At 70.1% G+C, this 13571-nt stretch carries 12 protein-coding genes; 2 read left to right on the top strand and 10 right to left on the bottom strand.

Annotated features, from left to right (window positions below; all coding sequences use genetic code 11):
- Positions 1–112: 112 nt before the first annotated feature.
- Both ACGFSH_RS23870 and ACGFSH_RS23865 read right to left on the bottom strand, forming a co-directional pair.
- The gene (locus ACGFSH_RS23870) at positions 113–976 is read right to left on the bottom strand and encodes an ABC transporter permease (RefSeq protein WP_393351843.1); all 864 of its coding nucleotides are present in this window, start codon (positions 974–976) and stop codon (positions 113–115) included.
- Positions 966–1781: an ABC transporter ATP-binding protein gene (locus tag ACGFSH_RS23865; RefSeq protein WP_393351840.1), complete on the bottom strand. Its 816-nt coding sequence runs from the start codon at positions 1779–1781 to the stop codon at positions 966–968. The genes ACGFSH_RS23870 and ACGFSH_RS23865 overlap by 11 nt, the downstream gene beginning before the upstream one ends.
- 160 nt (positions 1782–1941) lie before the next feature.
- On the opposite strand from ACGFSH_RS23865, the gene ACGFSH_RS23860 reads away from it, so the two are divergent.
- Positions 1942–2634 carry a response regulator gene (locus ACGFSH_RS23860; RefSeq protein ID WP_393351838.1) on the top strand — a complete coding sequence of 231 codons (693 nt, stop codon included), beginning with the start codon at positions 1942–1944 and terminating at the stop codon, positions 2632–2634.
- A 54-nt stretch (positions 2635–2688) separates the two neighbouring features.
- Here ACGFSH_RS23860 and ACGFSH_RS23855 read toward each other — a convergent pair whose 3' ends face one another.
- From ACGFSH_RS23855 to ACGFSH_RS23830, 6 genes are all read right to left on the bottom strand, one after another.
- On the bottom strand, positions 2689–4281 hold the full coding sequence (locus ACGFSH_RS23855; protein WP_393351835.1) for a cation acetate symporter: 1593 nt from the start codon (positions 4279–4281) through the stop codon (positions 2689–2691).
- Entirely contained in the window at positions 4278–4856 is a 579-nt protein-coding gene (locus ACGFSH_RS23850; protein WP_393351833.1) for a DUF485 domain-containing protein, read from the bottom strand. Before ACGFSH_RS23850 ends, ACGFSH_RS23855 begins: the two co-directional genes overlap by 4 nt.
- An 80-nt stretch (positions 4857–4936) precedes the next feature.
- Complete coding sequence (locus ACGFSH_RS23845) at positions 4937–5620, bottom strand: response regulator (RefSeq protein WP_393351830.1); 684 nt, start codon at positions 5618–5620, stop codon at positions 4937–4939.
- A complete protein-coding gene (locus ACGFSH_RS23840; protein ID WP_393351829.1) occupies positions 5617–6768 on the bottom strand; it encodes a sensor histidine kinase in 1152 nt (383 codons plus the stop codon). The genes ACGFSH_RS23845 and ACGFSH_RS23840 overlap by 4 nt, the downstream gene beginning before the upstream one ends.
- Positions 6765–7289, bottom strand: a complete 525-nt coding sequence (locus ACGFSH_RS23835) for a DUF1453 domain-containing protein (RefSeq protein WP_393351827.1) — start codon at positions 7287–7289, stop codon at positions 6765–6767. The genes ACGFSH_RS23840 and ACGFSH_RS23835 overlap by 4 nt, the downstream gene beginning before the upstream one ends.
- 455 nt (positions 7290–7744) lie before the next feature.
- A complete protein-coding gene (locus ACGFSH_RS23830; protein ID WP_393351825.1) occupies positions 7745–9865 on the bottom strand; it encodes a type IIA DNA topoisomerase subunit B in 2121 nt (706 codons plus the stop codon).
- Between the two features lie 446 nt (positions 9866–10311).
- On the opposite strand from ACGFSH_RS23830, the gene ACGFSH_RS23825 reads away from it, so the two are divergent.
- Entirely contained in the window at positions 10312–10542 is a 231-nt protein-coding gene (locus tag ACGFSH_RS23825; protein ID WP_069767438.1) for a hypothetical protein, read from the top strand.
- A gap of 132 nt (positions 10543–10674) precedes the next feature.
- Here ACGFSH_RS23825 and ACGFSH_RS23820 read toward each other — a convergent pair whose 3' ends face one another.
- Complete coding sequence (locus ACGFSH_RS23820; RefSeq protein WP_393351822.1) at positions 10675–11541, bottom strand: serine protease; 867 nt, start codon at positions 11539–11541, stop codon at positions 10675–10677.
- Positions 11542–11675: 134 nt separating this feature from the next.
- Positions 11676–13220, bottom strand: coding sequence for an RNA polymerase sigma factor (locus tag ACGFSH_RS23815; RefSeq protein WP_393351820.1), 1545 nt, complete (start codon positions 13218–13220; stop codon positions 11676–11678).
- Between the last annotated feature and the right edge of the window lie 351 nt (positions 13221–13571).

Here is a 13571-nt window from a genome sequence, read left to right as displayed (position 1 = left end):
GGCCGGTCGAGGTGATCGCGGCCGATCCGGATGATCGCGGGCGGTCGGCGCATCGCGGTCGGGTCGGCGGTGGTCCGGGTTGATCAGCGGGTCGTAGGCGGTGGGGCGGCGGTCAGCCGTCCGAGCCCGAGGGCTTCCAGCGGAAGATGCGGCTCTCGGCGAACGTCAGCAGCCCTTCGGCGACCAGGGCGACGACGGCGAGAATGACCATCGCCGCGTACACGCCGGCCGCATTGAAGGTGCCTTGGGACTGGGCGACGAGGAGCCCGATGCCCTTGGTCGCGCCGATGTACTCGCCGACGATCGCGCCGATGAGCGCGAAGCCGAAGCTGACGTGCAGGCTGGTGAAGATCCAGGAGGTGGCGGACGGGATGACCACCTGGAGGGTCACCCTGCGGTCGCTCGCGCCCAGGATGCGGGCGTTGGCGACCAGGTTGCGGTCGACCTCGCGAGCGCCCTGGAAGGCGTTGAAGAAGACCGGGAAGAACACCAGGACGACGGCCGAGGCGACCTTGGAGGCCGGGCCGAGCCCGAACCAGATCACGAAGATCGGGGCCAGCACGATCCTGGGTATGGAGTTGAGCACCTTGATGTATGGACCAAGGATGTCGGCGAGAAAGGTGATCCGCCCGAGGGCTATACCGCACACGACACCGGCGACCACACCGATGATCCAGCCGAGCAGTGCCTCGTAGAGCGTGTACCAGATCTGCTCGCCGAGTGAGCCGAGCGCGGTCCCGTGCGTGAGCCAGGTGTAGATCTGGTCCCAGATCTTGCTCGGCATCGAGAAGTTGAACGGATCGATGACCTCGGCGCGGGACAGCCCTTCCCACAGGGCGAGCACGGCCACCAGGAGCAGGACGCGGAAGACCGTGACGACGATCTTGCGTCTGCGAGCGGCACGCGCGCGTGAATGGGCGCGATCCGGTGCCGGGACGGCGTCGGCCACCGGTTTGCTGAGAAGGTCAGGCGACATTGGCGGCACCTCTCTCACGGGTGATGCGGACCTCTTCGCCGAGGGACTCCCATATCTCGCGGTAGATCTCGATGAACCGCGGCTCCAGACGCACCGACTCGACCTTGCGCGGCCGGGGCAGGTCGATGTCGAAGACCTGCTTGACGGTCGCGGGACCGGCGGTCATCACGACGACCTTGTCGGCCAGCGCGATGGACTCCTCCAGGTCGTGGGTGACGAACACGACGGACGCGCCCGTGCCCTCCCACAGCTCGAGCAGCTCGTCCGACATCAGGGCCCGGGTCTGTACGTCGAGCGCGGAGAACGGCTCGTCCATGAGCAGGATCTCGGGATCGTTGACGAAGGTCGCGGCGAGGGCGACCCGTTTGCGCTGGCCACCGGAGAGCTGGTGCGGGTAGCGGTCCTCGAAGGCGGCGAGTCCGACCCGGCCGAGCCACTCACGGGCCCTGCTCTTCGCCTCCGCCTTCGGCACACCGCGGAAGCGAGGGCCGGCCATGACGTTCGACAGAACCGTGCGCCAGGGAAACGTCGCGTCCTGCTGGAAGACGAAGCCGACCTTGTCGCCGACGCCACGCACGGGCTGCCCGGCGACCAGGACCTCACCCTGGGTGGGCTCCTCCAGGCCGCTGACCAGGGTCAGCGTGGTGGACTTTCCGCAACCGGTCGGTCCGACGACGGCCACGAACTCGCCGTGGCCGACGGTGAGGTCGAGTTCCCGCACAGCGGTGTGCGGAGCCCCCGACGGGGTCCTGAAGACCTTGCTCGCGCCCCGCAGCTCGATGGCGGGGCTGGTGTGTGCGCTCATGGCCGGGGACGGTAGAGGTGACCCGCGAGACAGCATCAGCCTTGTGAGCGCATGCGCTTCTTTTGCTTGCAAAGCCCTGTTGTGCTCGTTTTGCTCGCGCTACAACAGCGAAGCCGAAACACGGGCGCGACGCCCGCCTGGCCCTCAGGAGAGAGGCCCGATGATTGACGTCCTGGTGGTGGACGACGACTTCCGTGTCGCCGAGATCAACGCCAAATACGTGGGGAAGGTTCCCGGATTCCGGGTCGCCGCCCGCGCACACAGTGCTGCCCAAGGGCTCGCCTGCGTGCAACGCGGGAACATCGACCTGGTCCTGCTCGACCACTACCTGCCCGACGGAACCGGCCTCGACCTCGTCCACCGCATGCGGGAACAGGGGCATGGCACCGACGTCATCATGATCACCGCGGCCGGCGACGTGACGACCGTGCAGACCGCGATGCGCCTGGGCGCCCTGCACTACCTGGTCAAACCGTTCACGTTCGCAGCGCTGCGCACCCGCCTGGACTCCTACGCCGCCCTGCGTCGCACGGTGGACCGGGTCGGCGGCCACGGCGTCGCCGGGCAGGAGCAGGTCGACCGCATCTTCGGCGCCCTGCGCACCAGCCCCGGACCGTCCTCGCCCGGTCTGCCGAGCGGCCACTCCGAACCGACCGCCGACCTGATCTGCACCGTCCTGCACCGCGCGAGCCGCCCGCTGTCGGCCCACGAGGTCGCCGCCGAGACCGGCCTCAGCCGCTCCACCGCCCAGCGCTACCTCCGCCAGCTGGAACAGGCCGGGCGGCTGCACCTCTCGCTCAAGTACGGCGACACCGGCCGCCCGGAGCACCGCTACGCGTGGGTGGCGCCGTAGCGGTGCTCCACGCACCCGGGCGCTTCCACCGCCGGCGGCACGGGGCAGCGCCCGTCACGCGGCCCCCGCCCCGGTCAGGGACCGCACCTCGGTCTCCGCGTGCTTGGCCTCGTCCGCGATCTCGGCCGAGGTCACCGTGCCGAGCCAGCCCGCCACGAATCCCAGCGGGATCGACACCAGACCGGGGTTCTGGAGCGGGAAGTACTGGAAGTCCACGTCCGGGAAGAGCGACTCGGGGCTGCCCGACACCACCGGTGACAGCACGACGAGCGCCAGCGCCGGGACCAGGCCGCCGTACACCGCCCACACGGCCCCCCGCGTGGTGAAGCTCCGCCAGAACAGCGAGTACAGCAGCACCGGCAGGTTCGCGGACGCGGCGACGGCGAAGGCCAGCCCCACCAGGAAGGCGACGTTGAGATCGCGCGCCAGCAGGCCGAGCCCGATCGCGACCACGCCGACGCCGACGGCGGCGACCCGCGCCACCGTGACCTCGCTGCGAGGCTGCGCGTTCCGCCGGCGCAGCGAGGCATAGAGGTCGTGCGCGACCGACGCCGACGAGGCGAGGGTGATGCCGGCGACGACGGCGAGGATCGTGGCGAAGGCGACGGCCGTCACGACCGCGAACAGCACCGTGCCTCCCGTGGAGTCCGCGCCGCCCCCGAGGTCGAGTGCCAGCAGGGGCACCGCCGTGTTCCCGGAGGAGTTCGACCCGCGCACGGCCTGCGGGCCGACGATGGCCGCCGCGCCGAAGCCGAGCACGATCGTCATCAGATAGAAGCCGCCGATCAACCCGATCGCCCAGACGGCGGAGCGCCGGGCGGCCTGCGCGGTCGGCACCGTGTAGAAGCGGGACAGGATGTGCGGCAGCCCCGCCGTGCCCAGCACCAGCGCGAGCCCCAGACTCATGAAGTCGAAGCGCGCGGTCCAGTCCCCGCCGTACTTCAGGCCGGGCGCCAGGAACGCGGCGCCGTGCCCGCTGCGGTCGGCCGCCGTGCGCAGCAACTGGTCGAAGTCACCGTGGAAGCGCACCAGGACGAGCACGGTGAGGACGACGGTGCCGCCCAGCAGCAGCACGGCCTTCACGATCTGGATCCAGGTGGTGGCCCGCATCCCGCCCAGCGACACGTAGACGACCATGAGCGCGCCGACCCCGATGACGGCCCAGGACCGCGCCGCATCACCCGTGTTGCCCAGCAGCAGGGCGACCAGACTGCCCGCGCCCACCATCTGCGCCACCAGGTAGAGCACGGACACGGTGACCGACGAGGTTCCCGCCGCGATGCGCACCGGGCGCTCGCTCATGCGCGCGGCCACCACGTCGGCGAGGGTGAACCGACCGCAGTTGCGCACCAGTTCGGCGACGAGGAAGAGCACCACCAGCCAGGCGACGAGGAATCCCACCACGTACAGCAGCCCGTCGTAGCCGAACAACGCGATGAGCCCGGTGACGCCCAGGAAGGACGCGGCCGACATGTAGTCGCCCGCGATGGCAAAACCATTCTCCATCGGGGAGAACAACCGCCCGCCCGCGTAGAACTCCTCGGCCGAGCCGTGCCGGTTGCGACTCACCCAGGTGGTGATCCCCAGTGTCACCGCGACGAACACGCTGAACAGCAGCAACGCCGGTGTCTGATGGTTGCCGGTCATGATGCGCCGCCTCTCGCTCCGCGTGTCAGCTCCTGGGTGTCCCAGCGCAGTTCCAGCGCCGCCCGGTCCCGGCGCAGACGCGCGTGGCGGGCGTAGGCCCAGGTGAGCAGGAACGTGCTGAGGAACTGTCCGAGACCGGCGAGCAGCCCGACGTTCACCGCCCCGGTCACGGGACGCGCCATGAACTCCGGGGCCGTCGTCGCGGCCACGACGTAGGCCAGGTACCAGATGAAGAACCCGAGGACGGCGGGCACCACGAAGCGCCGGTACCGTCGGCGGACCTCTTGGAAAGCCTCGCTGCGCTGCACCTCGAGATAGACCTGCGCCGCCGCCGCGGCACCCGTCTCCCGCGCACGGCGGGCCGCCGGCACCTCGCCGACGTGGGGGCCGGAAGCGGCCGACTCGCCCCAGCCGGAGGCGAGAGCCTCGTACCACGGATCCTCGTAGTGCGGCTCTCCCGGCGCGTCGACGAATGCCCGGCCCGGATCCTCGTGGTGTTCACGCGCGTGCGACGCGGGGCCGCCGGTCTCGGGACCGCCCTCGCCGGCACGGGCACGACCGTTGCTTGACTGCATGCCCAAGGATGGACAGAACGGGAACATCCCCGACTCTTCTTCCCGGAACGCTTCACCCCATCAGGTGACCAATGGGCCATTCACCCTGTGGGTGGTCGTACCAACCCCTTTCGATATGCGTAACGCACGGCCTGCGCACGGCCCTTGAGCCCCGTCTTGGTGAACATGTTGTTGATGTGGGTCTTCACGGTGGCGGTGGAGACGCTCAGCCTGCGTGCGATCTCCTGGTTGCTGAGACCGTCGGCGATCAGCACCAGCACCTCCGCCTCCCGGGTGGTCAGCCCGTCGGGCGGGGCCGGCGGCTCCGCCTGCTCCGGTTCGGGGGCCGACAGCCGTTCCAGCAGCCTCCGTTGGACGCTCGGCGACAGCCCTGCGTCCCCGGACAGCACGCTGTGCACGGCCCGGACGATCTCGTCGCCGCCGGCGTCCTTCGTCAGGTAGCCCCGTGCCCCGGCTTTCAGCGCGGGGAACAGGGACTCGTCGTCCGCGAAGGTCGTGAGCACCACCACCTGCGTCCCCGGGTGGTGGGCGCGGATGCGCCGGGTCGCCTCCACTCCGTCACAGCGGGGCATGCGCAGGTCCATCAGCACCACGTCGGGGGCGAGTTCGGCGACGAGTCGCACCGCCTCCTCCCCGTCGCCGGCGGCCCCCACGACCTCGACTCCCGGCAGCAGTCCGAGCAGCATCACGATGCCTTCCCGGACGACCGTCTGATCGTCCGCGACCACCACCCTGGCGGGCTTCGTCTCCGACTCCTCGGTCATACCGGCACCTTCAGCGTCACCACGAACCCTTCCTCGCCCGGTCCCGCGGCGAGCGAACCGCCCAGCAGCTCGGCGCGCTCCCGCATCCCCAGCAGACCGTACCCGCCTCCGACCTCCGCGAGTTCGCCCGGCGATCCCCCTGTGTCCCGCACGTCCAGGGTGACTTCGCGCGGGCCGTACTCCAGGCTGACGCGGACCTTCGCGCCCGGTGCGTGCTTGCGGACGTTGGTGAGGGCTTCCTGGGCCACCCGGCGCACGGCCTGCGACGCCTCGGCCGGCAGCGGCCGCCGTGCGCCCTCCACGGTGACCTCGGCGTCGTCGGACGAGCGGACGAGGTCGCTCAGGAAGTCCTCCAGCGGCGTCAGTTCCCCCCGCAGCGCGGAGAGCGACTGTCTGGTCTCGTCCAGGCCGTCGCGAGCCATCCCCCGGGCCGCCACCACGCGGGCGAGGATCTGCTCGCGGTCCGCCCCCCGCTCGATCAGCAACCGCGCCGCCTCCAGATGCACGAGCTGCGCCGAGAGACTGTGCGCCAGGACGTCGTGGATCTCCCGGGCGATCCGGGCCCGTTCGGCGAGAGCGGCGGACTCGGCTTCGGCCGCGCGCGCCGCCCGCTCCTGGGCGAGCAACCGCTGCGCATTGCCCCGGGCCTCTGCGTCCAGTCGCAGGGCGTAACCGGCGAGGGCCATCCCCCCGATAACGGACGCCGAGGTCAGGCCGTTGCCGTCGTCGACCATGGCGAAGGCCGCGAACGCGACCGAGGCCACCGGCACAGCGGCCATCAAGGGGAGCCGCTCCAGGGCCGTGATGGCGCAGCCGCAGCACAGGACCACCGCCGGCGAGCGGAATCCCGCGGCCTCGGCTCCGGCGGCCAGCCCGAGGAGCATCATGACGAGGCCCAGGGAGGGCCACAGCCGGTGGTCGAGCGTGGTCCGGAACAGGGCCCACGCCAGCCCGCCGGCCACGAGGACTCCGCCCGCGCCGGCCACCGTGGTCCACCCGTGCACACGGCTGTCGTGGAAGGCCGCCCACATCAGGCCGGTCAGCACCAGGACCCTCACCGCCCAGGCGAGCAGCCGCCTGGGACGCGACACGTCCTTGGGGCTCAGCGCCTCCCGGGACGGCCAGCGGGTCCACCCGTTCTCCGTCACACGCGCTCCTTCCACGCGGGCCGGGACACGCCGGCACCGAATGCCGCGGCCGGTACGGGAACCTGGGCCAGAGGCCGCGTACGCCAGATCAGGATGCCCGAGCGGACCAGCAAGGTGGCGGCGAGGGCCAGCATCAGCGCGGAGCTGTCCTGGTGGACGCCCAGCAGCCTGCCGAGTCCGAAGAGCCCGAGCCGCAGCCCGATGCCGACGGCCCACACGGCGGCGCTCGCCCTGGTGCTCCTGCTCCAGACGGCGCCGTCCGGCTCCGCCCAGACACGGGTGGTCCAGGCCCAGGCGGCGCCCATGGCCAGGCCGACGATCACTTCGGCGCCGAGCACCAGGGCCGCCGTGGCGGGGTGACGGCCATCGAGGAGGTGAGGTTCGCGCAAGGCCAGGACAGCCAGGACGCAGGGCAGGAGCCACCATCTGCGGTCCGTGTCGACGCGGCTCGCGCGGAACTGCCGCACGATCACGACAGCGATCACGGCCACGATCACCAGTGCGTCGACGAGCCCGGACATCGCAGCCTCCGTGAGCGGAAAGGGAGAGCCGGCAGCGAGTGCCGCCGACGCCTTCGACGCTACGGAAATCCGTCCGGGCGCAGATCGGAGCCGGGGTGGATCGTGGGTGGATCTCGGTCAGCGGAGGTCTCCACCCGGGGGTGGAGACCCCGTCCGCCAGCCGACCGCGCCCAGCCGGAGACGAGTCGACTGCCGTGGCCCGGAGAGCCGACGAGGCGGGCGGACGTCAGTCCCGGCGAGTCTGCGAGCACCTCCGGTGGCCGGCCCTACGGCCGGTCCGCCCCGGTCAGCAGGGCCGAGCGGAGCCTTCGCCCGGCTTCTGACCGGGCTCGCACAGCCGAACGCGCCCGGCCCCGACCGCAGCGGACCCCCGACGCGGTCGGGGGTCCGGGCACGTCGGGGTCGAGGCGCGTCAGGGGCGAGGCGCGGCCGATCCGGGCTCGGCCGGGCCATCGTCACGCGTCGATGCGAGACCGGTCCAGCGTCGCCGCGGAGCTGGAGATGAACTCCTTGCGCGGTGCCACGTCATTGCCCATGAGCAGGTCGAACACCTGCTCCGCCGACTCCAGGTCGGAGAGGTTGATGCGGCGCAGGGTGCGGTGACGCGGGTCCATCGTGGTCTCGGCCAGCTGATCGGCGTCCATCTCGCCGAGACCCTTGTAACGCTGGATGGAGTCCTTGTACCTGACGCCCTTGCTCTGGAACTCCATGAGCTTGTCGCGCAGCTCCCTGTCCGAGTACGTGTACACGTACTTGTCCTGGCCCTTCTTGGGCTGGACCAGCTCGATGCGGTGCAGCGGCGGCACCGCGGCGAACACCCGGCCGGACTCGACCATGGGCCGCATGTAGCGGTGGAAGAGCGTCAGCAGGAGCGTCCTGATGTGGGAGCCGTCGACGTCGGCGTCGGTCATCATGATGATCTTGCCGTAGCGGGCCGCGTCGATGTCGAACGTCCGCCCGGAGCCCGCTCCTATGACCTGGATGATCGCGCCGCACTCGGCGTTCTTCAGCATGTCGGTCACGGACGACTTCTGGACGTTGAGGATCTTGCCCCGGATCGGCAGCAGTGCCTGGAACTCGGAGTTGCGGGCCAGCTTCGCCGTGCCGAGCGCCGAGTCTCCCTCGACGATGAACAGCTCGCTGCGCTCCACGTCGTCGCTGCGGCAGTCGGCCAGCTTCGCCGGCAGGGACGAGGACTCCAGAGCGGTCTTGCGGCGCTGTGCGTCCTTGTGCTGCCGGGCCGCGATGCGCGTGCGCGCGGCGGCCACCGCCTTCTCCATGACGACCCGTGCCTGGGCCGCCGCGTCGCGCTTGGTGGAGGTGAGGAACGCCTTGAGCTCCCTGGAGATCACCGTGTTCACGATGCGCCGGGCCGCCGAGGTGCCGAGGACCTCCTTGGTCTGCCCCTCGAACTGGGGCTCGGCCAGACGCACGGTGACGACCGCGGTCAGCCCCTCCAGGGCGTCGTCCTTGACGATGTCGTCCTCGGCGACGCGCAGCAGCTTCTTGGCGCGCAGCACCTCGTTCATCGTCTTGGCGACGGCCTGCTCGAAGCCGGCGACATGGGTGCCGCCCTTGGGCGTGGCGATGATGTTGACGAAGGACCGCAGGTTGGTGTCGTAACCGGTTCCCCAGCGCAGCGCCACGTCGACGCCGAGCTCGCGGGTGACCTCGGTCGGGGTCATCTGCCCGTGGTCGTCCAGGACCGGGACCGTCTCCTTGAACGTGCCCTGGCCGGTGAAGCGCAGGACGTCGCAGACGGGCTTGTCGGCGGCCAGGTACTCACAGAACTCGCTGATGCCGCCGTCGAAGCGGAAGGACTCCTCGCCCTTGCTGCCGCCGTCGCCGAGCCCGTACTCGTCGCGTACGACGATGGTCAGGCCGGGGACCAGGAAGGCCGTCTGGCGGGCCCGCTGGTGGAGGTTGTCCAGGGAGAGCTTGGCGTCCTTGAGGAAGATCTGGCGGTCCGCCCAGTACCGCACGCGCGTGCCGGAGCGGTTCTTGGCGATCCGCTTGACCTTGCGCAGTCCGCCGGTCTCGAACTTCGCGTCGGGGCCGTCCGCGGCGAAGGCGCCCGGGACGCCGCGTCGGAAGCTGATCGCGTGGGTGTGGCCGCCACGGTCCACCTCGACGTCGAGCCGGGCGGACAGGGCGTTGACCACGGAGGCGCCGACGCCGTGCAGGCCGCCGGAGGCGGCGTACGAGCCGCCGCCGAACTTGCCGCCGGCGTGCAGCTTGGTCATGACGACCTCGACGCCGGACAGGCCGGTCTTGGGCTCGACGTCGACGGGGATGCCGCGGCCGTTGTCGCGGACCTCCACCGAGGCGTCGTCGTGGAGGATCACCTCGATGTGGTCGCAGTATCCGCCCAGGGCCTCGTCGACCGAGTTGTCGATGATCTCCCACAGGCAGTGCATCAGGCCGCGGCTGTCGGTCGAGCCGATGTACATTCCCGGGCGCTTCCGCACGGCCTCGAGGCCTTCGAGGACGAGCAGGTGCCGCGCGGTGTAATTGGAACCGTCCCGGTCTGCTCCTGCCAGCAGCGCTGTGGACGGCACGGACATTTCGGCGGTCACGCGGTTCGCTCCTCGCTGAATTTCAGTTGGGGCCCTTCTGGGTAAGGGCGCGGCTCGGGTTGCCGCCACGAGGGTACCGAGGCCTGGTAGAGCCGTTGGCACGCCACCCTCGCGTCTGAACTCACACTAGTCCAGCATCGTATGCATGTTCGATCCCTCGATGGAGTGAAGTACATGTCACGTTCCCTTCGGGGCATGAACCATTTAGGCTCCGGGCACGTCCTCATGAACAAACCGGCAAGCCAGCCGGAGGGACCGGACCATGACCGACAGCGCGAAACCGTAAGCACCACAGACCACGCGATACGGCACATTCGCCGCCAAACCGGCAGCAGACGGCCGCCTCGGAAAAGTTTTTTCGAGGAAAAGCCACGAGCGGGAACGTTTTGGGGCTGGTTGGATGTTGACCCTGGTACGACAGCTCGTCGAGCTAGAGAAGAGGCGACGTGACTACTGTTCTGACCCCCGCGAGCCCGCTGACGGCCGCTGACCGCTGCGACCGCTGCGGCGCCCAGGCGTACGTGCGCGTCGTCCTGCTCAGCGGCGGAGAACTGCTCTTCTGCGCCCACCACGGCCGCAAGTTCGAGCCGGAACTCAAGAAGATCGCCGCTGAGATACAGGACGAGACGGAGCGGCTGACGACCGTTCCCGTGTCCGCCTCCGAAGAAGAGCGCTGATCCGACGCGTCCACGACGAGCCAGACCGGCACAGGCCGGCGTACGGGCGGCCGTCCCCGATTCCGGGGGCGGCCGCCCGCGCATGTGAAGGCGGCGGGCCCGGCCTCACGCAGGCCCGCCGCAGGAACCCGCTCAGGCACCCTCAGGGGCCTCGTGAGGGCTTCTGGTGCCGGCATCCCAGTGCAGCGTCCGCAGGGCGTCCGAGACGCGTGTGTAGACGCCTGGGCTGCCGGGCCGCCCGCAGCCGCTGCCCCAGGACACGAGTCCGATGAGCCGGCCCTGAGCGACCAGCGGCCCGCCACTGTCGCCCTGACACGCGTCGGGACCGCCCCGCGCCTCCCCCGCGCACACCATGCTCCGCGCGTCGTAGGCACCGTCGGCGGACCCGGGGTACGCCCGCTCGCAGAGCGTGTCGGCCAGGACGTGCACCCCCGCCGCCCGCAGGCTGTGGGCGTAGGCCCCGAATCCCGTGGTGTCCCCCCAGCCGTATACGACGGCTTCCGAGCCCGGCGCGTAGGCCGGGTCTCCGGCGGCGGCCATGGGGGCGACCACGGTCGTCGCGAGCGGTTCGGCCAGGCTGAGCACGGCGAAGTCTCCGGCGTTGCTGGAGCTGTCGTAGCCCGGGTTCACCCAGACGCTGCGCACCGCGATCTCCTGCCCCGCTGCCGAGTGCAGATCCGTACGGCCCGCGACGACCCTCAGGTCGGACAGTTGCCCCGGCGGCACGCCCAGGACGTCCTCGCCCATGCAGTGGGCCGCCGTGAGGACGGTGGACCGGCCGACGGCGACACCTCCGCAGAACTGGCCCGAGCGCGTACCTCCGAACCGGTCACGGCTGGACAGGGCGACGACCCACGGGGCCTGGGCGACGTCGATGGGGACACCCCCCAGGACGATGCCGTCGGAGGCCGCCGGGGCGGCGGAGGCCAGCGGTATGGCCATCGCGGCGGCCGCCAGGATCAACGGCCGGGACAGCGCCCGGACCAGACAACGACGCATGCGCGCTCCTCACTCGAAGTGATCGATGAACACCCACAGTGATTCAGGGCGTCCGGAGCCGCACCCGCGCGTCCATGCCGAAGGCCCGGCCCCCAGCGGGGTCCGGGCCTTCGGCGCGCTGTTACTGCGACCGTTTAGTCGAGGTAGTCGCGCAGTACCTGCGAACGGGACGGGTGGCGCAGCTTCGACATGGTCTTGGACTCGATCTGGCGGATGCGCTCGCGCGTCACGCCGTAGACCTTGCCGATCTCGTCAAGGGTCTTCGGCTGGCCGTCGGTGAGACCGAATCGCATGGAGACGACGCCCGCCTCCCGCTCGGACAGGGTGTCGAGCACCGAGTGCAGCTGCTCCTGGAGGAGCGTGAAGCTGACCGCGTCGGCCGGCACGACGGCCTCGGAGTCCTCGATGAGGTCGCCGAACTCGCTGTCGCCGTCCTCGCCCAGAGGGGTGTGCAGCGAGATGGGCTCGCGGCCGTACTTCTGGACCTCGATGACCTTCTCCGGGGTCATGTCGAGTTCCTTGGCCAGCTCCTCCGGGGTGGGCTCGCGGCCCAGGTCCTGGAGCATCTGGCGCTGCACGCGCGCGAGCTTGTTGATGACCTCGACCATGTGCACCGGGATACGGATGGTGCGGGCCTGGTCGGCCATCGCGCGGGTGATGGCCTGACGGATCCACCAGGTGGCGTACGTGGAGAACTTGTAGCCCTTGGTGTAGTCGAACTTCTCGACCGCGCGGATCAGACCGAGGTTGCCCTCCTGGATGAGGTCCAGGAAGAGCATGCCGCGGCCGGTGTAGCGCTTGGCCAGGGAGACCACCAGGCGGAGGTTGGCCTCCAGGAGGTGGTTCTTGGCGCGGCGGCCGTCCTCGGCGATGATCTCCAGCTCGCGCTTGAGCTTCGGCGCGAGCTTGTCGGCGTTGGCCAGCTTGTCCTCGGCGAACAGACCGGCCTCGATGCGCTTGGCGAGCTCGACCTCCTGCTCGGCGTTGAGCAGCGGGACCTTGCCGATCTGCTTGAGGTAGTCCTTGACCGGGTCGGCGGTGGCGCCCGCGGCCGCGACCTGCTGCGCGGGCGCGTCGTCCTCGTCCTCGTCGGACAGGACGAAGCCGGCGCTCTCGGTGCCACCCTCGGGCTCGCCCTCGGCCTTGGGAGCGTCTTCGAGGACCTCTTCCTCGACCAGCTCGGCGTCGTCCTTCTTGGCGGTGGTCTTCTTCGCCGCCGTCTTCTTCGTGGCGACGGTCTTCTTGGCCGCCGTCTTCTTGACGGCCGTCGTCTTCTTGGCAGCCGCCTTCTTGGCGGGGGCGGCTTCCTCTGCGTCGTCCACAGCGGGGGCGGCGGGAGCGGCCTCGGTGGTGGCGGTGGCCTTCCGCGTGGTCACCGTCTTCGCCGCGACCGTCTTGGTGGCGGTGCGCTTGGCCGGACTCTTCGCTGCGACGCTCTTTCGGGTGCGCTTGGGCTCCGCGGCACTGACCATCAGCGTCACACCCTCTTCCTCGAGGATCTGGTTGAGGCTGCGCAGTACGTTCTTCCACTGAGTGGCCGGAATCTGGTCAGCTTCGAAGGCCCGACGCACATCGTCGCCGGCGATCTGCCCCTCAGCCTTTCCCCGCTCAATGAGCGCCATGACAGAGACGGACTCGGCGATCTCCGGCGGGAGCGTACGGGATGTGCTGGCCGACACGAACAACCTCTCGGAACGTTGGAAAACGGCTTCCGGCCCCGTTCGCAGAGGAACAGGGGCCGACCACCGACCTGGGGACGGGTCGACGGTGCGGGCGGGGACCGGGAGGATTCACAGCGCCTTGAACGGCGTCCGTATTCCCTCCGCGGCAGTCACCTCTTAGGTCATCGCGTTGTTTCCACAAGCGTTACGCCCAATCTTCGTGGCCCGAGTCACACCCCGTAAGTAGCTAAAAACGGTCAGACACGGGCAGAGGCGGTCACTCGTGGTGTCTACCCGAGCCTCCGCGGCCGAATCCCCCTTGTGCCCCGTCGCATCCCTGGCCGAATCTCCCCCACTCGGCCGTCGGAC

The organism is Streptomyces sp. NPDC048481, assembly GCF_043200075.1.
GTDB lineage: Bacteria > Actinomycetota > Actinomycetes > Streptomycetales > Streptomycetaceae > Streptomyces.
Note: the sequence above shows the minus strand (reverse complement) of the source record. Positions and strands in the feature narration are given on the sequence as shown.